17 protein-coding genes are annotated in these 22,121 nt (G+C 51.7%); 12 read left to right on the plus strand and 5 right to left on the minus strand.

Going from position 1 to position 22,121, the window contains the following annotated elements:
- The first annotated feature begins 11 nt into the window (after window positions 1-11).
- Window positions 12-7,307: a LysM peptidoglycan-binding domain-containing protein gene (locus NG42_RS19000; protein WP_082203914.1), complete on the plus strand. Its 7,296-nt coding sequence runs from the start codon at window positions 12-14 to the stop codon at window positions 7,305-7,307.
- 90 nt (window positions 7,308-7,397) lie between these two features.
- Here NG42_RS19000 and NG42_RS19005 read toward each other — a convergent pair whose 3' ends face one another.
- The 3 genes from NG42_RS19005 to fbp form a co-directional block, all read right to left on the minus strand.
- On the minus strand, window positions 7,398-7,847 hold the full coding sequence (locus tag NG42_RS19005) for a DUF441 domain-containing protein (RefSeq protein WP_052902144.1): 450 nt from the start codon (window positions 7,845-7,847) through the stop codon (window positions 7,398-7,400).
- Between the two features lie 98 nt (window positions 7,848-7,945).
- Window positions 7,946-8,362 carry a lysozyme inhibitor LprI family protein gene (locus NG42_RS19010; protein WP_052902146.1) on the minus strand — a complete coding sequence of 139 codons (417 nt, stop codon included), beginning with the start codon at window positions 8,360-8,362 and terminating at the stop codon, window positions 7,946-7,948.
- Window positions 8,363-8,416: 54 nt separating this feature from the next.
- Entirely contained in the window at window positions 8,417-9,415 is a 999-nt protein-coding gene (fbp, locus tag NG42_RS19015; protein WP_052902148.1) for a class 1 fructose-bisphosphatase, read from the minus strand.
- 168 nt (window positions 9,416-9,583) lie between these two features.
- Between fbp and mpl the strand changes: the two genes are divergently transcribed.
- The gene (gene mpl, locus NG42_RS19020) at window positions 9,584-10,939 is read left to right on the plus strand and encodes a UDP-N-acetylmuramate:L-alanyl-gamma-D-glutamyl-meso-diaminopimelate ligase (protein WP_052902151.1); all 1,356 of its coding nucleotides are present in this window, start codon (window positions 9,584-9,586) and stop codon (window positions 10,937-10,939) included.
- Window positions 10,940-11,037: 98 nt separating this feature from the next.
- Here mpl and yjgA read toward each other — a convergent pair whose 3' ends face one another.
- Complete coding sequence (gene yjgA / locus NG42_RS19025) at window positions 11,038-11,583, minus strand: ribosome biogenesis factor YjgA (protein ID WP_052902153.1); 546 nt, start codon at window positions 11,581-11,583, stop codon at window positions 11,038-11,040.
- Between the two features lie 115 nt (window positions 11,584-11,698).
- Here yjgA and pmbA point away from each other — a divergent pair, with 115 nt between their 5' ends.
- The 10 genes from pmbA (at window position 11,699) to NG42_RS19075 (ending at window position 20,933) form a co-directional block, all read left to right on the plus strand.
- On the plus strand, window positions 11,699-13,039 hold the full coding sequence (gene pmbA / locus NG42_RS19030) for a metalloprotease PmbA (protein WP_052902155.1): 1,341 nt from the start codon (window positions 11,699-11,701) through the stop codon (window positions 13,037-13,039).
- Window positions 13,040-13,399: 360 nt separating this feature from the next.
- Window positions 13,400-13,729 (plus strand): glycine dehydrogenase, encoded by a 330-nt coding sequence (locus NG42_RS19035; protein ID WP_052902186.1) that lies wholly within the window; start codon window positions 13,400-13,402, stop codon window positions 13,727-13,729.
- Window positions 13,730-13,792: 63 nt separating this feature from the next.
- Window positions 13,793-14,155, plus strand: coding sequence for an SFCGS family glycine-rich protein (locus NG42_RS19040; protein WP_052902157.1), 363 nt, complete (start codon window positions 13,793-13,795; stop codon window positions 14,153-14,155).
- Between the two features lie 9 nt (window positions 14,156-14,164).
- Complete coding sequence (locus tag NG42_RS19045; RefSeq protein ID WP_052902159.1) at window positions 14,165-14,461, plus strand: DUF4312 family protein; 297 nt, start codon at window positions 14,165-14,167, stop codon at window positions 14,459-14,461.
- Window positions 14,462-14,494: 33 nt separating this feature from the next.
- Window positions 14,495-15,271 carry a DUF4311 domain-containing protein gene (locus NG42_RS19050; RefSeq protein ID WP_052902161.1) on the plus strand — a complete coding sequence of 259 codons (777 nt, stop codon included), beginning with the start codon at window positions 14,495-14,497 and terminating at the stop codon, window positions 15,269-15,271.
- A 14-nt stretch (window positions 15,272-15,285) separates the two neighbouring features.
- On the plus strand, window positions 15,286-15,933 hold the full coding sequence (locus NG42_RS19055) for a DUF4310 family protein (protein ID WP_052902163.1): 648 nt from the start codon (window positions 15,286-15,288) through the stop codon (window positions 15,931-15,933).
- A gap of 60 nt (window positions 15,934-15,993) precedes the next feature.
- Complete coding sequence (locus tag NG42_RS19060; protein ID WP_052902165.1) at window positions 15,994-17,127, plus strand: amidohydrolase/deacetylase family metallohydrolase; 1,134 nt, start codon at window positions 15,994-15,996, stop codon at window positions 17,125-17,127.
- Window positions 17,111-18,232, plus strand: coding sequence for a DgaE family pyridoxal phosphate-dependent ammonia lyase (locus tag NG42_RS19065; RefSeq protein ID WP_052902167.1), 1,122 nt, complete (start codon window positions 17,111-17,113; stop codon window positions 18,230-18,232). Before NG42_RS19060 ends, NG42_RS19065 begins: the two co-directional genes overlap by 17 nt.
- Window positions 18,229-18,969 carry a 2-dehydro-3-deoxy-phosphogluconate aldolase gene (gene dagF / locus NG42_RS19070; protein WP_052902169.1) on the plus strand — a complete coding sequence of 247 codons (741 nt, stop codon included), beginning with the start codon at window positions 18,229-18,231 and terminating at the stop codon, window positions 18,967-18,969. The genes NG42_RS19065 and dagF overlap by 4 nt, the downstream gene beginning before the upstream one ends.
- Window positions 18,970-19,022: 53 nt before the next feature.
- Window positions 19,023-20,933 carry a BglG family transcription antiterminator gene (locus NG42_RS19075; protein ID WP_052902171.1) on the plus strand — a complete coding sequence of 637 codons (1,911 nt, stop codon included), beginning with the start codon at window positions 19,023-19,025 and terminating at the stop codon, window positions 20,931-20,933.
- A 39-nt stretch (window positions 20,934-20,972) separates the two neighbouring features.
- Here the strand turns inward: NG42_RS19075 and NG42_RS19080 are convergent, their stop codons facing one another.
- Window positions 20,973-21,920: a glycosyltransferase gene (locus tag NG42_RS19080; RefSeq protein WP_052902175.1), complete on the minus strand. Its 948-nt coding sequence runs from the start codon at window positions 21,918-21,920 to the stop codon at window positions 20,973-20,975.
- Between the last annotated feature and the right edge of the window lie 201 nt (window positions 21,921-22,121).

A 22,121-nucleotide genomic window follows, 5' to 3' on the forward strand; every position in this document is an offset into this window, starting at 1 on the left:
CCAGTTCTTCTATGAAACTTACAGATTCTCTTACTCGCTTTTTGTTACCGGTATCATCTCCAGGGGCGCTGACTGAAAGTGTCCGTGGCGAGCGCTCCCCGATTGCTGGCGATGCCTTCAATGACGAAGACATTGCTCTTCTTGAGGAGAAAATGGCCAGCGCAGGGGAGAACTGGCATCAGGACAAGGCATTCCTGAACCTGCTGTCAGAGGTGATGGAAAACCGTTTTATCGCAAAGGAAATTAGCAAGATAACCGGCGGGTTGGAGATTTTGCACACTGCCTTGTCGGCAACCCTTACGGAACTGACCGCTCACCAAAAGAGTGAGCTGGGTAATTACCTCACATCCCTGTACGAATCCCGTCGCCCGATGCTGAACGAGTTTCGTGACCAGGGATATAACACCGAGTGGGAGAATCTGTCCGCGCATTTTGAGTTGCTTAAGACTCAGTTGAGTGAACTGGAAGGAGACAAGACCAGTGAGGATGTCAGAGGGGCGGTTGAAGCACTACTGCTGGCAACCGAAAAAACGCTCTCGCTGACTCCGGAAGACAAAACTGAACGCCTGGCGATGCGGCATATCGTCAAAGTGCTGATGGCGCAGAACGAAGCGCTGCTGGTGGCAGATTTCGCGATGCTGGCAGCGGGTGAGCTGTTACAACCTGAAGCAGCGGCCTCCGGGGACTACCACCAGACTCTGGCAGGGCTGATGGACGGTTTGCGTTATGCAGAGAAAAAAATTACCAAAGCACGTAGTAAGGCGTTAAATCATCCTCTCGATATATCTGCGGATGACAAACGCTATGCGGAGTTTGCCGGGATTGCTGGCAAGATTGGCCTGGCGGCAGAGCGTCTTGAGGCGGTCGCGAAAAAAATCAATGAGATGAAGCACCGTCTCGATCCTCATCCGGTGCTGAATAAGATGAAAAGGTTCGGTAACCAGTTCGGTGACAAACTGCTAAGCGATGTGAAGACTGCGGCGGCTATCGCTGCCTTTACCCCTGCGGGACAGGTGAAACTGGATAAAGGGCTGGCAGGACTGGATAAGGGCATAGATAAACTGCAGATGGGAGCAGCGACGGCGGCGACGGCGTTAAAGGCCGTCCCGGACGTCGTCGTTAACATCGCGAAAGCTCTGCCCGGCGGGGTTCGGCAGGTGGGCGCTGGATTAAAAAGCCAGGGAGAAAAAGCGGCAACGGGAGTAGAGAAAGCGCTCATCCACAGCTTAACCGGGCCTGACCGTACGTTAATTCCTGAATCACCCCAGGAGAGAGCAGTAAATGAAAAGCTCAGGGTGACGGTCAGGCCGTTACTGGTCGCAATGGAGCGGTATCAGCGGGCATCAGGCAAGATGATGGAGTCCTGTTATCAGCTGGATAAGCATCTCACCTGGAGTCAGGTGCCAGAAAGTACCGATAAAACAGTGCAGTCGGCAGTGCGCAAGGCACCGGCTGCGACAGCCGTGAGGACAGCGGAAAAGGCTGGCGCGAAGGAGACTGCGCAGAGAGAGTTGCGCGAAGTTGCCGCTGTGACAGCCGCAAAGAAACTGGAAAAGGCAGCCACGAAGAAGCAGGAAAAGGCTGAGTTGAAAGAAAATGCGCTGGCGGTGTTGCGTGAGATGTCAGCATCGATGTCCGGCGCGCTGGCGGAAACAGACCTGCACGCCGGAAAGCTGGGAGACAGGCTGGTGAAAATGAAAAAACAGCACCCAGCGCAGGCGCTAAAGTTAGACATTTTTCAGCAGCAAATTGATAAACAAGTAAAGCGATTCCGTTCAGCGGCCCAGCAACTGGAGCGTGCTGTGCAAGACGCGAGCGACACGACAGACAAGGTCGTGTTCAGCAAGGCATTTGCCGAGGCCAGTCGCGCGGTTTTCAGTGTCGTGGGCGCGGTGGGGAAAATCGAGCTGGCCGTCACGGAAGCCACCGGGAAGAACTTAGATCTCTTCTCTCTTGATACACGCATTGCACTCGATCTGGGCGTTTTTTGTCACGATTTCTTGCAGGATGCACTACGGCAAGATCCCGATACAGACCTGGAGATGTTAAAAGAGGTTATCACGGAGTTATTCATTAACCAGATTGCCGATGATTTCAGCAAAGGTGCTGACCCGGACGGCCATATTATGGTTGGCAGGGCGGTAGAAGCCTTTATCGGGGCGATTGATGGCAACCTGCTACGCCCGCGCACGACAGCAGACGTGTTAGCAAAGACTCTGACACCATTAGACTATCTGGCGAAAACCGGGCACAAAACCCTGATTGGGCAGCTGACTTTTGCTGCAGTAGAGGGGTCACTGACAAGGCTTATCTCCTTCCTGCCGCGTAATATTATTATACCAAACCTGAGTGTTCTGAAGGCGATGGCGGCGCCCGCCACCCTCTGGTTCGCCTACAAGGAATTGATGGCAACACTGATGCCAGGCGATCCATTCCCGATTAAAGAGTTTAAGCAACTGGTGAAGAGACGTGCCGTTATAGCGTCTATTCAGGCTCTGAAGTTTCTTCTGCCGAAAGCGCTGAAATCCGGCATGTCAGCGGGCTTAACCGCGTATGCCCTTTCTCGCGAAGGGGTGGCTAATGTTGCAAGCAACGTATTGAAACAGGCACCGCAGGATCTGACCTGGGCGGGTATCTGGCAAGGAGGAATAAAAGGGGTCAACGCGGTGACAGCCCGTTCCGGTGAAAATAAATTAAATGAACTGGTCGGGAAAATTAATACAGGGCAAGCCGGTGATCATGAAACCAGAGAGCTGCACGCTCTGCTGAAAAAAGGCGGAGGCAGCGACGAGGAGATAACGGCTTACATTACTTATCTGAAAGCCGTGGCTGCCAGCGAAAATGAACTGCCTGATCTGCTTGCGCGCATAAAAAAAGAGGGGCCTGCCGACCAGGATATTAGCCGGCTTCGTACTCTGCTGAATCAACGGGGTGTCAGCGACAGGGATATCAATGATCTGCTTGCGCGCATAAAAAAAACCGGGGTTAGCGATAAGGAAATCGATGACAGTAACGCGCTGATCCAAAAAGTCGCTGACAACGACAAGATACTCAGCGATCTGCTGGTGAGCCTCCAAAAAGTGGAGTTAAGCGACCAACAAGCCGCTGAACTGACCTTTCTTCTAAATAAAAGAGGACTGAGTAAAAATAAATTAACGGCGCTCGTCGAGCGCTTCAGACAAGGAAACGTCAGCGATAAGGAGACCGATGAACTTATCGAACGGATCAAAAAAGGCGGAGAAGGTGACCCGGCATTATCGGATTATATTGCTCGCTTACAAGTCAATAAACCCGATCTTAATGATATTTATGCACTGCTTACTTTCCTGGAAAGCTGGGGGGTTAGCGACAGCTATTTAAATAAACTGCACGCTCGCCTAAAAAAAGAGGGTATCAGCAGTGCGGATATACAAGCGATCGATGCTCAGTTGAAAACCGAGGTGGAAAGCGATAAGGACTTAATCATGTTGCTGACGAGTTTGAAAAAAGGAAAGATAAGCAACAGTGATTTAGATAATCTTCGTGCTCAGCTTAAAGTAAGGGAAGTCAGCGATAAGGACTCAACGGATCTGATTACACTTCTGAGCAAAGGTGAAATCAGAAACGAGGATTTTGATGCTCTGCGCAGGCCTGGTACTGAGCCGGTCAAAACCGGGCGACATAAGCGTGCGGCGGGCATGGGTATTTTGTCGGCCTTAGAACGACAGCAATTATTAAGTGCCTATGGAAAAGGCCGCCCGGCTAAGGTTGATATTGTGACGCCTTTTGAGTTGCAACAAACCATCGATGCCAAGAAAAAAGTCACCACGGAACTCAATGAATTAAAGTCGCAGAGAAAATCATTAGAAAGTCTGATTAAAATTGAAAGTAATAGCAATATACCGGGCAAAGAAGCTGAAATTGCAGCATTAAAAAAACAGCTGGATGATGTAAACGGAAAAATTGATAAAAAAGAGGCCGAAGATAATCAACTGAAGGATAAAGTCAGAACCATGCAAAAGAGACTTGATGATTCAGCAGAGATACGCAGACGCTGGGATCCGGAGTTTCTAAAAATTAAATCACAGGCTCATGTTAACAGATTTAATAAAGGTGCGATTATCAGGATGTCCGGCCGGCTACACCCCGAAACATTCATTAGTGATTATCTTGAGAAAATTCTTAAAAATTTTTCGAAGGAAGATCGTGGAGAACTTACTTCCCCGGATAGCAAGATAAAATTACGGGGTATAGGCAGTAATCAGGCCGGAGGAAACCGGGAGATAACGCTGATGGATTTAGCTATGGGGAAAGTGAGCATCACGGATTGGGATATTATCTGGGATAAAAACATCTCAATGGAATTAAGAGAGGCGCTTAATCCCGGTGGCGCAAATATCGTATCTGATGGCGGTGGCTATAATCGAGGCGTAAACTGGTATACCTCAACCCGGCCCCGACCGGAAAGTCTGACGACACAAATTAGCAAAGCATTTAAAGAAAACGTCGACGCTATCAAGAATAACCCTGATGACTCAGCGGCGATGGTGACATATTATGAATCCATGTTTAAAAATGCCGCAGCACAGCTATTTAAAGACCCTAAGCTAGAGGAATTCAAAGGGCTGCTTGATGATATTCAATCGGGCAAGATTGTCGGTGAACATGTGCAATTTTACGGTTATGTACTGACTGAAGTCGTATCGGTACGTATTAATGATAAAATTCTGGCATGGGATCCTAAAGGGTCATATGCCGTAATCGATAATACGGAGTACGGTATTCAGGATAAAACTAAGCAAGAGTGGATTGTTAATCATCTGGATGCCAATGCTCAGTATAAATACCGTACTGAAGAGAGTAGAAAAGAGGCGTTTAAGTTTTATGACGCTTCAACTCAGCCGCTGGCGAGGTCGACATCGCAATCAGAGATGAAGTCACCCATATCGACCAGTCAGGAAGCGACTCTTGGTGAGGATGCATTACGGGTCGTGATGCATCGTGCGAAAGATGATATGGACAGCATGGTGAAAACATCCGGTGAGTATTTATTAGGCAGGATGATTGACCTGGCGGCTGCCGGCACGGGTGCGGCAGTGGCAATTGGGGTCGGAATGGCGGGCGGTGCGATGGGGGTGAAATCAATATGGGTAATGCTCTGTCAGGTCGCGGCGGCGGGAAAATTAACCCTCTCTAAGGGGCTTATGATGCATTGGCTGACTGATAATCAGAAAGAGAGGGAAGAAATCCTCGCGGCTATGCCGGAGGAGCTGCTGACGAGTATGATAGTGGACGGCGGCTTAACACTCGGACCATCGCTGGCGAAATCTATGCTCCCCACCCTGAAGCTGCCATGGAAGTCGGCAGTAAAAGACGTCAATGTGATGAAGGAGACCATGTTTGGTATGGGGGGAGATTCGCTTGGCGGTCGCGTAAGCCCGATGGCGAATGAAGTGGCCAGCAAGCTAAAGCAACAGCCCGCGGCAGAAACGCCGAAATCGGAAACTCCACCGCCGGTTGCTCTGTCATCCATGAGCCAGATTAACGGGATGTCAGGTCAGACTTATGTGGTGCAAGAGGGTGATAATATTTATTCCATGATGGTGGAGCTGGGCATTCGGCCATCGGATTTGGAGCTGCTGGTTAACGCTAACAGCTATGTTCTTAATAGCATTTTCGATATCAAGCCGGGTCAGGTGCTGATTATTCCTGACAGTGCAATAAGTCCAATTGACAGGATCCATACTACGGAGGCAGGCGATAACCTCCAGGACCTTAGCTACAAGTATTACGGATTTTACGGTGGCTGGAATTACATTCTGCTTAAGAACCTGAATGCCGAAAAAATACCTTTTATCGACAACACTCAACCCGATATAGAATTAAATCTGCCCAACAGCCTTTTTAATGGAACCTTTACTGTCCCTGACTTTGTGCATCGGGTTCAGCCGGGTCAAACTCTGGAAGATATCGCTTATCTGTATTACGACAGTCACGTCGGATTAGAAAAATTACGAGAGGCAAATCCGGGTATTACCGATCCGCTTACCCCTGGGACATCGCTGAAAATTTCGAAGTATGTTTACCCGGAATATTTCGGCTATTTTAGTGGCCCTCCGTTAGATATCCGCAAAGGTTTGGTGCAGCAAAATCCGGTTAATCTTCAGCGGGAAACACCGGCTCTTAACTATTCTGGTCGCACAGGTAGCTTTTTGGGTTCGCCTGAACAGGGGGAAAACGAAAATAATCTGGCGCGGGCACGCAGTAATCCTGTCAGCTTTCCAGACAATCAGGATGTTATTCAACACAATCAGCCTGAGGGGCTGCAATATATCGTGCAGCCCGGGGATACTTTCCATGCTCTCGTCAGCGCTTTTGGCATCCGTCCCGCGCAGTACGCCCAGTTTATTGCGGCTAATGGCGATGCATTACGTTCTGTTACTCAGCTTGAGCCGGGTAACACGCTATTCATTCCGGACAATATTCGCTTTGTAAATATCCCTCCGTCTGTTGAAAATCAACAGGTTTCAGATGGAAAAGCCAGTGCACCACCGCATACCGATGAAAGCCGTCCTGTTCGCAGGCACTCAGTTGGCGCATCAAATAATCAACTTAGAGGTCGGAAATATAGGGTTCAGCAAGGTGAGAGTCTTAACTCTGTCGCCAAAAAACTGGGTATTCCACACTCGAAGTTTGGGCTGCTTACTCAGGCCAATAAGGAGATATTACTGCCAGGTAATCACCTTGAAGCGGGTAAGACAATCGTGATCCCTGACAGCGCTCGCAGTAATAAAGATATTATTCAACCACTAATAAAAACGCGTTTGCATACTGTACGGCCCGGTGATAACACCGCCCGGATCTCCTGGCAGTTTTATGGTAACTATGACCAGCAAAATAAAATCATTGCTGATAATTCCGAGAAGTGGATTACCAGTGAAAAGCCGCTGCCGGGGGTTAAGATCATGCTGTCAAACAGTCGATTTGATGGCAACTATGCTGTGGCGGCTATAGAACATAAAGTTAAAGCCGGTGAAACTGTGCATCAGCTTGCCCTGCGCTATTACGGTAATCTTACGGGGGTGGATATCATCAGGAAGAATAATCTTGATATCAATATATTCAATCAACTTGAAGAGGGGGTTATCCTGAATATTGTGGACAGCGTTGATCCAGAATATTTTGACCAGCCGGATGGAAATGGCCAGGTGGAAGATAGCGTCGCAGAGTCGCCGCAGTTTGTTGCCGAAAATGGTCGTTCGCAATTTTTCGCCAGGGATAATGCGAATCAGCAAGGCGGAGGGTTAGATGATGCGCAGAACAATTAATCAGGTCGGTTCAGGATAACCGCGCTTGATCGCTCAGTGCATTAAACGCCTGATAAAGACCTTCAGGCGTTTATACGCACGGTCGGTGCCTTATTTGTTCAGCACAAACAGCGAGACAATCCCGGCGGCAATCAGCGGTCCAACCGGCACACCGCGAAACAGGGCTACGCCAATAATAGTACCGATCAGTAAGCCACCGATAATGGTCGGCTGAGTACTCATCAGTGAGACGCCACGGCCTCCGAGCCATGAAACAAAAATCCCTACCGCAATCGCCAGCAGTGATTTCCAGTCAAGGAAGGATTTGATTAAGGTGCTGGAAGGCAGTGAGCCACTGGCCAGCGGTGCCATAACGGCGATGGTCAGAATAATAATGCCCAGCGTAATGCCCTGTTTTTCCACATAGGGAAAGAACTGCGCCAGCGGGGTGATTTTGATCACCAGCAGTACCAGAATGGAGATGGTGACGGCGGTGTTATGAATAAATAAACTCAGCGCGCCGAGCAGAACCAGGATAATTAACGAAGAGTACGCGGCCATTTACTGCTCCAGAAGAAAGAAAAAAAGGACGGTTTAAGATCGCCGTCCTCTTTACCTTACCACCGCATTTTCAGCAGCATAAGCCTTAATATTGACAATTACTGACAATCATCCGGATTTGCGCACGCTCCCTGCTTCAGTGATTTCAGCATCAGAGCCTGATTTTTTACCAGCTCAACCGACTGAACGCCGAGGGAAATTGCCGCCATCGTACCCTGTTCTTTCAGATACCAGGCCTTTGATGCTTCCAGCCAGCTGTCACGGTATTTCAGCCAGTTGCGCTGGGCATCACGCAGTTTCGCTTTCTGTGCGTCATCCAGTTTTGCCATCACTGCCTGGTACTGGGTATTCATCTCTTTATCCCAGGCTCGATTCGCGGTGTCATAACATTGCGACATCCCCGCCGTCGAAGAGTTGCTGTTCAGACAGCTCTCCAGTTCGCGGTCAATGGGGTTTTCCGCTGCCAGCACACCGAGTGGCAGCAACAAACCGATTGCCAGTAACACTCTTTTCATGTTTTTACCCAGTCAGAATAAGGGCAGGCTTAGCTGCCCTGGATCAGAAAGTGATTACTCGTCCGGATACTCACGCATAAAGCGTTCGGTATCATCGACCATCGCGTCATTGCCGACAAAGAACGGGCTACGCTGATGCAGCGTTTCCGGTTGCAGGTCGAGAATACGGTTTTTACCGTCGCTGGCTTTACCACCGGCTTGTTCCGCCAGGAATGCCATCGGGTTGCACTCATACAGCAGGCGCAGTTTGCCTTGCGGATGGCTGGCGGTGCTTGGGTAGAGATAAATCCCGCCTTTCAGCAGGTTACGATGGAAGTCTGCCACCAGAGAACCGATATAGCGCGAGGTATAAGGGCGGTTAGTGGTTTTGTCTTCTTCCTGACAGAATTTCAGATACTTTTTCACGCCTTTCGGGAAACGGATGTAGTTCCCTTCGTTGATCGAGTAAGTGTAACCCTGCTCCGGGAACATCATGCGTTCCTGGCTGAGGCAGAAGACACCCAGCGAGGGATCGTAAGTGAAGGCATGCACGCCTTTACCGGTGGTGTACACCAGCATGGTCGAAGAACCATACACCACGTAACCGGCAGCAACCTGCTGGTTGCCCGGCTGGAGGAAATCCTCTTCGGTAACCGGCGTGCCTGGTGGGGTAATACGACGATAGATGGAGAAAATGGTACCGACAGAGACGTTAACGTCAATGTTGGATGATCCATCCAGTGGGTCCATCAGCACCACATATTTACCGTTCTCGACGCCTTCGAAGATAACGATTTCGTCTTCTTCTTCAGAGGCAATACCGGCGACAATCCCACGAGCCTTTAACGCTGCTTTAAGTTTTTCATTGGCAAACAGGTCGAGTTTCATCTGCTGCTCGCCCTGAATATTTTCAGCGCCGCTGGCACCGAGAATATCAACCAGTCCGGCTTTGTTGATATCGCGGTGGATGATCTTCGCACCCAGCTTGATGGCGGAAATCAGTGCCGTCAGTTCACCTGTGGCGTGAGGAAAGTCGTGTTGCTTCTCGACGATAAATTCGCCTAACGTTTTCATAACACAATCCCTGAATCTGCGGTTGAGTGGCAGCATGATTTACAGGCCGCCAACGTATGCGTACGCAGTTTAGCCGATTGAACAGCAAAGACCATAGTCCAAATCCGTTTCTTCTGGCGTAAGTCAGCGTTAAACTGTGCGCCGAACATTTAAAGTAATGGACCTTTTATGCGTATTCATATTCTCGGTATCTGCGGCACCTTCATGGGCGGCCTGGCTATGCTGGCGCGCGCGCTGGGGCATGAAGTGACAGGCTCTGATGCCAACGTCTATCCACCGATGAGCACCTTGCTTGAAAGCCAGGATATTGATTTAATTCAGGGTTATGATGCGAGTCAGCTTGATCCGGCTCCGGATCTGGTGATTATCGGCAATGCGATGACACGTGGCAATGCCTGCGTTGAAGCGGTACTGGAACGCAATATTCCTTATCTGTCAGGACCACAATGGCTGCATGATTTCGTGCTGCGTGACCGCTGGGTGATTGCAGTGGCTGGCACCCACGGTAAAACCACCACTGCTGGCATGGCAGCGTGGATTTTACAGGCCTGCGGCCTTGAACCGGGGTTTGTCATTGGTGGGGTTCCGGGAAATTTCGAGGTATCGGCAAATTTAGGAAAAAGCCCATTCTTCGTGATTGAAGCCGATGAGTATGACTCTGCCTTCTTCGACAAACGCTCCAAATTTGTCCATTACTGCCCGCGCACGCTGATTCTGAATAACCTGGAATTCGATCACGCCGATATCTTTGACGATCTACGCGCCATTCAGAAACAGTTCCACCATCTGATTCGTATCGTGCCGGGGCAGGGCAAAATTATTCTGCCAGAACATGACGCCCATCTGAAGCAGGTGATGGCAATGGGCTGCTGGAGCGAGCAGGAGCATGTGGGGGACGGCGGCAAATGGCAGGCTAAGAAGCTCTCGCCGGATGCGTCGCACTGGGAAGTGTTGCTGGATGGCGAACGGGTTGCTGAAGTGAACTGGTTGCTGGTTGGCGAACACAATATGCATAATGGCCTGATGGCGATCGCTGCCGCGCGTCACGTTGGCATTAAGCCGGAAGATGCGGGGCGGGCGTTGAATGACTTTATCAATGCGCGTCGTCGTCTTGAGCTGCGCGGTGAAAGCAACGGCATCAAAGTCTATGACGATTTTGCCCATCATCCGACGGCGATCCACGCCACGCTTGCCGCCATGCGCGGTAAAGTGGGCGGGACGGCACGCATTCTGGCGGTGCTGGAACCGCGATCCAATACCATGAAAATGGGCATCAGTAAGGACGATCTGGCACCGGCTTTGGCTCGCGCCGATGAAGTATTCCTGCTGCAACCACACCATATTCCGTGGCAGGTTTCTGAAGTGGCTGACGCCTGTATGCAGCCTGCGCACTGGAGTGCCGACGTGGATGCGCTGGTCGAAATGGTGGCAAAAGTGGCGCAACCGGGTGATACGGTGCTGGTGATGAGCAACGGGGGTTTTGGTGGGATTCACCAGAAACTGTTGGATCGTTTAGAAAAATAATGTAGGGGAGCCGTTATCGGCTCCCGTGCTGATGATATGCCGAGCGCTAACCCCTGGCACGGGCGGTGAGATCGCCACCCCTACATGAGAACAAGTGGTTACACCGTCTCTGCCAGCTCACGCAGATACTGGAAAATCTGACGATAGGCTTTAGGTGGCTTATTGCCGGCTTTCTCTTTTTGCGCATTACGGATCATGGCGCGTAACTGCTGGCGATCGGCGTGCGGATAGAGATTCAGCACTTCCGGTACCACTTCATCACCCTGCTCGACCAGACGGTCGCGCAGCACTTCCAGCTTGTGGAACAGCGCAACCTGCTGGTTGTGGCGGTTCTTCAGCTTATCCAGTGCCTGGCGAATCGGATCTTCGTCACGTGAACGCAGCATTTTGCCAATCAGCTGCATCTGACGGCGGCGTCCTTCCTTCTTGATCTTCTGCGCCAGCTCAATGGCGGCACGCAAATCTTCATCCAGCGGGATTTTATCCAGCGAGTTTTTACCGAGTTCAACTAACTCAGCGCCGAGGCGTTTTAACTCTTCCGCGTCGCGCTTAATTTCACTTTTACTGACCCAGATAATCTCATCATCTTCTTCTTCCTGATTATCTGGTACATCGTCGAGCCAGTCTTCGGGCTGCTTGGTCATTGTTAGGCTCCTGAGAAAGAGGCTAATGCTATCAGGTTACGCGGCTACTGCGAAATTGTTCTCTGAGTCTGTTAGACTCAAACCCATCCCCATTCATTGATTATATGGCAGGCCGATGAAAGTAATCTCCCAAGTCGCAGAGCAGCGTAAAACGCTGGAGCAGGCGGTCGCACAAGCGCTCGAGCTGGCCAAAGCCAGCACGGACGGAGCAGAAGTCGCCGTGAGCAAAACCACCGGTATCAGTGTCAGCACGCGTTACGGTGAAGTCGAAAATGTCGAATTCAACAGTGATGGCGCGCTGGGCATCACCGTTTATCACCAAAACCGCAAAGGCAGTGCCTCCTCCACTGATCTTAGCCCGGATGCGATTAAACGCACGGTGCAGGCGGCGATTGATATCGCGCGCTATACCTCACCCGATCCTTACGCGGGTGTGGCGGATCGGGATCTGCTGGCATTTGACGCGCCGGATCTGGATCTCTACCACCCGGCAGAAATCGATGCCGATCAGGCGATTGAGCTGGCCGCACGCGCCGAACAGGCCTCGCTGAAAGCGGATAAACGTATTACCAATACCGAAGGTGGCAGCTTTAACAGCCACGTCGGAATTAAGGTGTTCGGTAATAGCCACGGTATGTTGCAGGGCTACTGCTCCAGCCGTCACTCCCTTTCCAGCTGTGTGATTGCCGAACATAATGGCGATATGGAACGCGATTACGCCTACACAATTGGCCGCGCGCTGGGCGATCTGCAATCGCCGGAGTGGGTCGGTGAAGAGTGTGCCCGCCGCACGCTGTCCCGCCTGTCACCGCGTAAGCTGTCGACGATGAAAGCGCCGGTTATTTTTGCCGCTGAAGTGGCAACCGGCCTGTTTGGTCATCTGGTGGGTGCCATCAGTGGCAGCAGCGTTTACCGCAAATCGACCTTCTTACTCGACTCGCTGGGCCAGCAAATTCTGCCGTCGTGGCTGACCATCGAAGAGCAGCCGCATCTGTTGAAAGGGCTGGCATCGACCCCGTTCGATAGCGAAGGGGTACGCACTCAGCAGCGCGATATCATTAAAGATGGCGTGTTGCAAAACTGGCTGCTGACCAGCTACGCCGCGCGTAAGCTTGGCCTGCAAAGCACCGGTCACGCCGGTGGCATTCACAACTGGCGTATCGCCGGCCAGGGTGCCAGTTTTGACGACTTGCTGAAACAGATGGGCACCGGTCTGGTGGTCACTGAGTTAATGGGTCAGGGTGTCAGCGGCATTACCGGTGACTACTCACGCGGTGCCGCCGGTTTCTGGGTTGAGAATGGCGAAATTCAGTATCCGGTCAGTGAAGTCACCATTGCCGGTAATCTGAAGGATATGTGGCGCGATATCGTCACCGTCGGCAGCGATATTGAAACCCGCAGCAATATTCAGTGTGGTTCGGTATTACTGCCGGAAATGAAGATCGCCGGTCAGTAGATTTCACCTGCCATTAATTATCAGGCGGCTCCATTTGGAGCCGTTTTTTTTAACTGACACGTCATAACCCATTCTTATATTTTACCTGCTGATTAACTTCACCTTTTTTATCTCCTGCCGCTATCTGCACAATTTGCCGCTTATCCGGCAATAAATGTGATTCGACTCACAATTATTCGGCTGTTTTTGCATGAAATACCCTTTTTTGCGAACTGATCCACTTATTCCGGCGTGATTTCCGTTTCGAAACGGAAAAAGTGCTTCTCCACAGCGTCAGTTTGCCGCGCTAATTTATTTGTAACGCGAATTATCAAGATTGAGCTTTCTGGCAAAAGGGGAGTAAAGGTGAAAAACGCAGCGATGGCGGACCATTCCGCCGCGAGCACGGAAGCGATCCAGGCGCTGGCTGACAGAGTGATGGGACAGATTGGCGACGTGTTTGCTGCTCAGGCTATTTTCCCCAATGCGGTACAGCAGCAGATGTTGTCCTCCCATGTCCGGGCGATGGCACTGCGTTCACTCAGCGGCGAACCCTTGCCCGAAGTGGAGGAGGAGCTGTTTGAAGATATCTCTCAGCAGTCAATGCAGCTGGCGCAGCAGATAGTGGATCTGTTCGGCAACTTGCCAAAAGAAGAGGCCTGGCTGTTATCCGTCCACTTTGAAGTGGCTAAAGAGAACAATGATGAGTAAGGGCGACGTTTTCGCCATCCGCACCCAAAAAAACATCTAAATCAATCTATTAAGGAACACAATATGACACAAGTCACCGTAGTAATTGGCGATCGTTTAGGTAAAGGCCAGAAAGTTGCCGCAGGCGTGGAAAAAGCCGGTGGCCGTGCAGTGGTGGTGCCGGGTGTGGCGGCAGATATGAAGCTGGGCGACGTGATGAATACTGAAAACGCCACTTTTGGTATCTCCTTCTGCGGCAGCGGCGGTGCAGGCGCGATTACCGCCCAGAATAAATATGGCTACAAAGCCAAGCACGGCATGCGTTCGGTGGAGGAAGGCGTTACCGCGATCAATGAAGGCTGCACGGTACTGGGCTTTGGTTTTATGGATAAAGAAGAACTGGGTGAACGCCTGGTGCAGGCCTGGAACAAAAAACACGGCGGCTAAGGACGAAGAATGAAAGAACAATTCACCACCACGGTAACGGTCAGCGGCAAGGGTGACACCAAAGGTAAAGCCTTTGCCGATGCGCTCAGCCGGGTGCAGAGCACGGTGCTGCGTTCTACCCAAAAAATTCTGTTGCGCATCGAGCCACAGGACGTGCAGGTCATTCGGGCGCAGGAGAGCGTCAGAAAAGAGAAATTTTTGTTCTTTTTTCTGGCGCGTGAGCGACGGACCTACAGCGTGGAGCTGGAGATCACCGTCAACGTGACGGTGATTGATACCGATAAGGTTCAATTCGACACGAACTAAAAACGTTGGGCGATAAAACCAAAGGAAAGACTGATGTTTTTAATTATTTTATTCAAATCGTTAATCATCGGCGGGTTGGTCGGTGTGGGCGTCGGAGCCGGTGCGGCGCGTATGTTCCATGCTCCCACCACGCAGGGGATGGGCGCATTTCGTACACTGGGTGAACTGAACTCCTGTGAGGGCGATCCGGCTTCTCACTTCTCTTTCGGTCTGGGATTCTTCTTTAACGCCTGGGCTTCTTCGGTCGCGGCGGGGGCTTTTACCCAGGACGTTGACCATCGCATCATCCCGAACTGGGGCGCGGCGGCGTTGATGGTGAAGAACCGCAACGTGGCTGAAACCCTGCACGATCCGAAAAAAATGGCTATCGCCTGCGGCATCATCGGCATGATTGTGGTGGCGTTCCTCAACTCAACCGCCTCAGCGGTACCGGCCGCGCTTCAGGTCACCGCGGTGAAAGTGTTGGTGCCAGCGGCAAATCTGCTGGTTAACACCGTGATGCCGGTGATTTTCTGGCTGGCGGCGATTGATGCCGGTAAGAAATCAGGCTTCTGGGCGACCATTTTTGGCGGTCTGGCGCAGCTGATTATGGGTAATGCCGTGCCGGGTCTGGTGTTGGGTATTCTGATCGGCAAAGGAGTGGAAGAGAGCGGCTGGAACAAGGTCACGAAGGTGATGATGTTTGCCATTGTGCTGCTGTTTGTCCTGAGCGGCTTCTTCCGCGGTTTCGATATGAAACTGTTGCAGTCATTCCAGCTCGGTATTCCCGGCTGGCTCGACATGATCCACAACTCCCTGAGCGGCAAGTAACGAGGAAGAGAAAAATGAGTGATACGAAAAGCGGCTTCTGGTATGCCGACTGGTCTTTCCCAATTTTTGTCGGCCTGCTCTCCTCTGGGGTGTTTGCCGGAACGCATATGTACTACCTGTACGGTATCGGGGCATTTAACGAAGTGGCCTTTGTCTCGATGCTGCGTGCCGGTATGGATACCGGCGTGTACGGCGCGGTTGCCGCCTTTGGTGCCAGCTTCCTGTTTGCGCGCATTATCGAAGGATCGCTGGTGGGGATCCTGGATATTGGCGGTGCCATTCAGACCGGCGTCGGGCTGGGCGTACCGGCGCTGCTGCTGGGCGCGGGCATTATCTTCCCGGTCGCCAACTTTGCGGCTTCACTGGCGACCGGTCTGGTGATTGGCCTGGCGATTGGTTACGTGATTATTCTGGCGCGTAAGTTCACCATTAATCAGAGCAACTCCACCTATGGTGCTGATGTGATGATGGGGGCCGGTAACGCCTCTGGCCGCTTCCTCGGGCCGTTGATCATCCTGTCGGCCATGGCGGCGTCGATTCCGATTGGTATCGGATCGCTGGTGGGATCGCTGCTGTTCTATCTGTGGGGCAAACCAATCACCGGCGGCGCGATTTTAGGCGCAATGATCCTTGGTGCGATGTTCCCGGTGGCGATTAGCTAGTCGCGATCCTCCAGGGAAGCCGTTTTCGGCTCCCGTCCTGATAATATGCAGGGAGTTATCATGTTCGATCTGATTATTCGCCGCGCGCGACTGAGCGATGAAACTATTATCGATATTGCGTTGCTCGACGGCAAAATTGCCGCGCTGGGTGAGGTGCAGGGCGAAGCCCGTCAGCAGCGCGACCTGGCGGGGCGCTACTACGTCAGTGCTGGCTGGATTGATTCACATGTGCACTGTTACCCCCACTCACCGATTTATCATGATGATGCGGATGCCATTGGCGTCACTGCCGGCGTCACCACGGTGGTGGATGCGGGCAGCACCGGCGCTGATGATATTGATGATTTTTACCAACTGACGCGCGATGCCAGCACCCAGGTTTATGCGCTGCTGAATATTGCCCGCACCGGCATCGTCACCCAGAACGAACTGGCTGATATGAGCCAGATCGACAAGGTTGCGGTGCGTGATGCGGTGCAGCGTCTGCCCGGTTTTATTCTCGGCATTAAAGCGCGGATCAGTAGCAGCGTAGTGGGTCATAACGGCATAACGCCGCTACAGCGCGCGAAAGACATTCAGCAGGAAAACGGCGCTTTGCCGCTGATGGTACATATAGGCAATAACCCGCCAAATCTCGACGAGATTGCCGAACTGCTGACTTCTGGCGACATTATCACCCACTGCTATAACGGCAAGCCGAACCGCATTCTGACGCCTGCCGGGGAGTTACGCGCCTCTGTTCAGCGGGCGATTCAGCGCGGCGTGCGGCTGGATGTCGGCCACGGCAGTGCCAGTTTCAGCTTTGAAGTGGCGCGCGTTGCCATTGCGCAGGGGATTCTGCCGGACACCATCAGCTCTGATATTTACTGCCGCAACCGCATTAACGGCCCGGTACATAACCTGGCGCACGTGATGTCGAAATTCTTCAGCGTCGGCATGACGCTGCCGCAGGTGATTGATTGTGTCACCGTCAATGCCGCGCAGGGTCTGCGACTGTCAGGCAAAGGCCGCCTCGAACCGGGTTTCGACGCGGATCTGACCATTTTTACCGTCAAAGCGGAAAGTCGTCCATTTGTTGACTCCGAAGGGGAAAGCGTCTGCGGCGAGAAACATCTGGTGCCATTAGCGGCAGTCGTCGCGGGCCAGTGGATTGTGACCGATGAAGGAAAAGCCAGTCATGACTTCGATTTATGAAAAATACCGGTTAAAGCAAGTGATTAACGCCTCCGGGCGCATGACCATTCTTGGCGTATCGACGCCCGCCGAGTCGGTGGTCGACACGGTTAAATATGGCCTGAATCACTATTTTGAGATCAAAGACCTGGTGGATAAAACCGGCACGTATATCGCGGATTTACTCAATGCCGAAGATGCGGTGGTGGTCTCCTGCGCTTCAGCCGGGCTGGCACAGTCGGTGGCGGCAGTGATTGTAAAAGATGATGACTGGCTGCTGGAAAATCTGCACGCCGCGCCACTGGCAGTGCCGCACGATATCGTGCTGCCGAAAGGGCATAACGTTAACTTTGGCGCGCCGGTTGGCACTATGGTGACGATGGGCGGCGGTCGGCTGGTGGAAGCCGGATATGCCAACGAGTGCTCGCCACAGCAACTGGCGGCGGCGATTACCCCGCAAACCGCTGCAATTCTGTATATCAAATCACACCACTGTGTGCAGAAAAGTCATCTCAGCGTTGAGCAGGCGGCGGGGGTGGCGCGCAAGCACGGTGTGCCGTTGATTGTTGATGCGGCAGCGGAAGAAGATTTGCAGTGCTACTACCGGGTGGGTGCCGACCTGGTGATTTACAGCGGTGCGAAAGCAATTGAAGGGCCAACCAGTGGTCTGGTGGTGGGTAAACAGCAGTATATCGACTGGGTAAAACGTCAGTCGGCCGGGATTGGCCGGGCGATGAAAGTCGGTAAAGAGGGCATTCTTGGCCTGACGCAGGCGATTGAAAACTATCTGACGCAGGAAAAAGTCACCGGCGCGCAGATGGTCGAAAAGATGACGCCGTTTATCGACAATCTGAATACGCTGAACGGTATCAGCGCACGCGTGGTGTGGGATGCCGCCGGGCGCGATATCGCCCGCACGGAAATTCATTTCGATGAAGCGATGATTGGCCGTACCACCGCTGAGCTGGTACAGGCGCTGAAAAACGGGGAGATCGCCATCTATTTCCGTGGCTATAAAGCCAATGAAGGGCTGGTGGAAGTGGATGTGCGCAGCGTCTCGCCAGAGCAACTGAACACCATTTATATCTGTATTAAGGCTTTGTTATCAGGAGAGAAAACCGCATGACGCTAACGCCGAAGTTTTATCACGACCGCGTGTGTCTGAATGTACTTGCCGGTTCTAAGCAGAATGCGCAGGATATCTGGCAGGCGGCGGAAGGCCATGTACTGGTCGGCGTGCTGTCGAAAAATTATCACAGCATCGACAGCGCGGTGGCAGACATGCGTGAGTATGCGGCGCTGATTGATAATGCGTTGTCGATCGGACTCGGCGCAGGCGATCCGAATCAGTCGGCGATGGTCAGTGAAATTGCGCGCCAGATTCAGCCGCAGCATGTTAATCAGGTATTTACCGGCGTGGCAACCAGTCGTGCGCTGCTCGGGCAGAGCCAGACGGTGGTTAACGGACTGATTTCACCCACCGGCACGCCGGGGCTGGTGAAAATTTCCACCGGCCCGCTGAGCTCACAGCAGGCAGACGCCATTGTGCCGATCGCCACTGCCATTGCGCTGCTGAAAGATATGGGCGGCAGCTCAGTGAAATATTTCCCCATGGGGGGGCTGAAATCTGTCGATGAGTTTCGGGCGGTAGCCGCAGCCTGTGGCGAAAACGATTTCTGGCTGGAACCGACCGGTGGCATCGACCTGGAAAACTATCAGGCGATTCTGGAGATTGCGCTGGATGCGGGCGTCAGCAAAATCATCCCGCATATTTACAGCTCGATTATTGATAAAGAATCCGGCAATACTCGTCCGACAGATGTGGCGACATTGTTAGCGATAACCAAAACATTGCTGGCATAACATCCACCGGGCGGCGATAACGCCGCCCTCACGATTTTGGATGGACAGATAACGTGAGATTTCCTAACCAACGGCTGGCACAACTGTTTGATACGCTACAAAACGAAACGCTGCCGCAGGATGAGCTGGCGCGTCGTTTTGCTATCTCGACGCGCACCGTGCGCACCGATATCAGCGCGCTGAACCAGCTGCTGGTCGAGCACGGCGCGCATTTTGTACTGAGTCGTAGCGCAGGCTATCAGCTGAAAATTGACGATGCCGCTCGCTATGGGCGTTTGCTACAGTCCACGCCTTCGCATCTGCGCGTACCGCGGACATCGGCAGAGCGCGTGTACTATCTGTTAACGCGTTTTCTCACTTCAGCTTTCTCGCTCAAGCTGGAAGAGCTGGCGGAAGAGTGGTTTGTCAGCCGGGCCACGCTGCAAAGCGATATGGCTGAAGTGAGAGAGTGGCTGAACCGCTACCAGCTGGCGATCGAAACCAAGCCTCGCTACGGTATGAAGCTGTTTGGCAGCGAGGTAGCGATACGCGCCTGTCTGACCGATCTGCTGTATCAGATATCGCAGGAGGCTAACGAAAGCCCGCTGCTGACGCTGGAGGCGCTAAACAGCGGCATGCTGGAGACGTTACAGCCGCTGCTGCATCAGTGTTTCTCGCGCTTTCATGTACGTCTGACCGATGACAGCGAACACTATCTGCGGCTTTACTGCGCGGTGGCGGTGCGGCGGATCAGTGAAGGTTATCCACTAACGGATTTTAGCGCCGAGGATGTCGATAACGATGTACGTGATGCCGCGCGACATATTATCAATCTGCTGCGACCGATTACCGGCAAAGCGATTTCACCGGCCGAAGAGGCTTACCTGCGCGTAAATATCGCTGCGCGCCGGGTGCAGGAGATTGCCCCCAGCGCCATCAGCCCGGATGATGGTGACACGCTGGTCGATTACATTCTGAGTTATATCAATAACCACTATAATTTTAACCTGCAAAACGATGCTCAGCTGCGCGCCGATCTGCTGACCCATATTAAGACCATGATCACCCGCGTGCGCTACCAGATTAATATTCCCAACCCGCTGCTGGCCAATATTAAACAGCATTATCCGATGGCCTATGACGTTACGCTGGCGGCGGTATCAAGCTGGGGAAAATACACCCCTTATGTGATTAGCGAAAACGAAATCGGCTTTCTGGTACTGCATATTGGCGTCGGACTGGAGCGGCACTATAACGTCGGCTATCAGCGTTATCCGCAGGTGATGCTGGTGTGCGATACCGGCAACTCGACAGTTCGCATGATTCAGGCGATGCTTTTGCGCCGGTATCCGCAAATCGTGGTGAAGCAGATTATCTCATTGCGTGAATATGAAGAGCTGAGCGCGATCGAGGAAGATTTTGTTATTTCTACCGCGCGACTGACGGAGAAAGATAAACCGGTAGTAGTGATGTCACCGTTTCCGACCGATTATCAGCTGGAGCAGATTGGCAAACTGGTGCTGGTCGACCGCACCCGCCCGTATATGCTGGAAAAGTTCTTCGACGCCGCGCATTTTCGCATTATCGATCAACCGATGGATCAGTCGCAGCTGTTTGGTGTGCTGTGCGAGCAGCTGGAGCAGGAGGGCTATGTCGATAAGACTTTCTGTGCTTCTGTTGAGGAGCGTGAAGCGATCGTCAGCACCATGCTGGGGGAGGGCATCGCGCTGCCGCACTCTCTGGGGCTGCTGGCGAGGAAAACCGTGGTGTATACCGTGCTGGCCCCACAGGGAGTGCAGTGGGGCGATGAAACCGCCTTTGTCATTTTTTTACTGGCCATCAGTAAAACGGAATATGAAGAGGCGATGGCGATTTACGATCTGTTTGTCACCTTTATGCGCGAAAGGGCAATGACGCGGCTGCGTGACAGCAAAGACTTCGCCAGTTTTAAGGCGGTGGCCATTGATTGCCTCAGCAGACTCTAAATGAATAACGCGTGTCGCAGCGCTATGCGCTGCGATCACTTATCCGCGTTTTACGTTCAAAAACAATTTGAGCAGAAAGACCATATCGCTCAGATTTGCAACGCCATAGAGCAAAGCAGGGAAAGAGACCTGCTCAGTAAAGGCCTTGCGGAGCTTGTTTCGGTCTGTGACCTTTCTTTTTAGCAAACCAAAAAAATGTCTCGCTTCCCAGAGCGCATGTCTTTTTAAATGTCTTGAGACAGATAAGTACTTTTCGTGACGTGATTGTCGCTGGATGTAAGAAATAATATGGATGTAGTTTTCTGCTCTGATATCGTAATAATCCCTGTGATGAGTGATCGACAGTTCATTATCTCTGTAAGAATAGTCTGCGACGTTGGAGATAAAAAAACGACCGTCTGCTAATGATAAATCCATTGTCCAGCAAATATCTTCATGGCTGCGTAACGCCCGATAAGCGATGTTATGTTTAATGATATAGCTGGATTTAATCAACTGTAGCCAGACATAATGTGGCCATTCTCGTTGTTTAACGCAATATTCAATCCATTGAAAGCCATTTATGACTTTATTATAGATTTGTTCGCGATGAATATAACCCCGAAAATTGCCACTGGCATCTAAGCGTTTAGCATTACAGATCAACAAATCAACATCATGATGCTCAGCCAGATGATACCTCGCAGCAAGAGCAGCGGGTTCAATATCATCATCGGCATCGAGGAAAACCACCCAGCGGCCACGGTGTATCGCCAGGCCTGCATTCCTTGCCGCCGACAGACCTTGATTGTGCTGATGAATCATAATTAACCGCGTATCAGTATATTGGCTGATAATATCCTGGGTATTGTCAGTTGAGCCATCATTAATAATTATTATTTCAATACTTACTTCACTTTCTAATATCAGACTATCTATTAGTTTTGATATTGTATTTTCTGCATTATATGCAGGAATAATCACGCTGATATCAATCCCTGAGATCATGATTCCCTTCGCTTCGGCAAAAATAAAATAAGAGTGTTTTGCCCGAGCATAACAAAATAAAATAGACTTGAGTATTTAATACAGAAAAATTGAGAGATGGGTTATTAATGAAAAAACCCCGCTTCGGCGCTGAGGGATCCCCACTAAATCAGCGCTAATAAACCAACACCATATTACGGTAGGTTTTGGCGAGGTGGCTGA

Origin of the sequence: Winslowiella iniecta (genome assembly GCF_001267535.1) — a bacterium.
GTDB lineage: Bacteria > Pseudomonadota > Gammaproteobacteria > Enterobacterales > Enterobacteriaceae > Erwinia > Erwinia iniecta.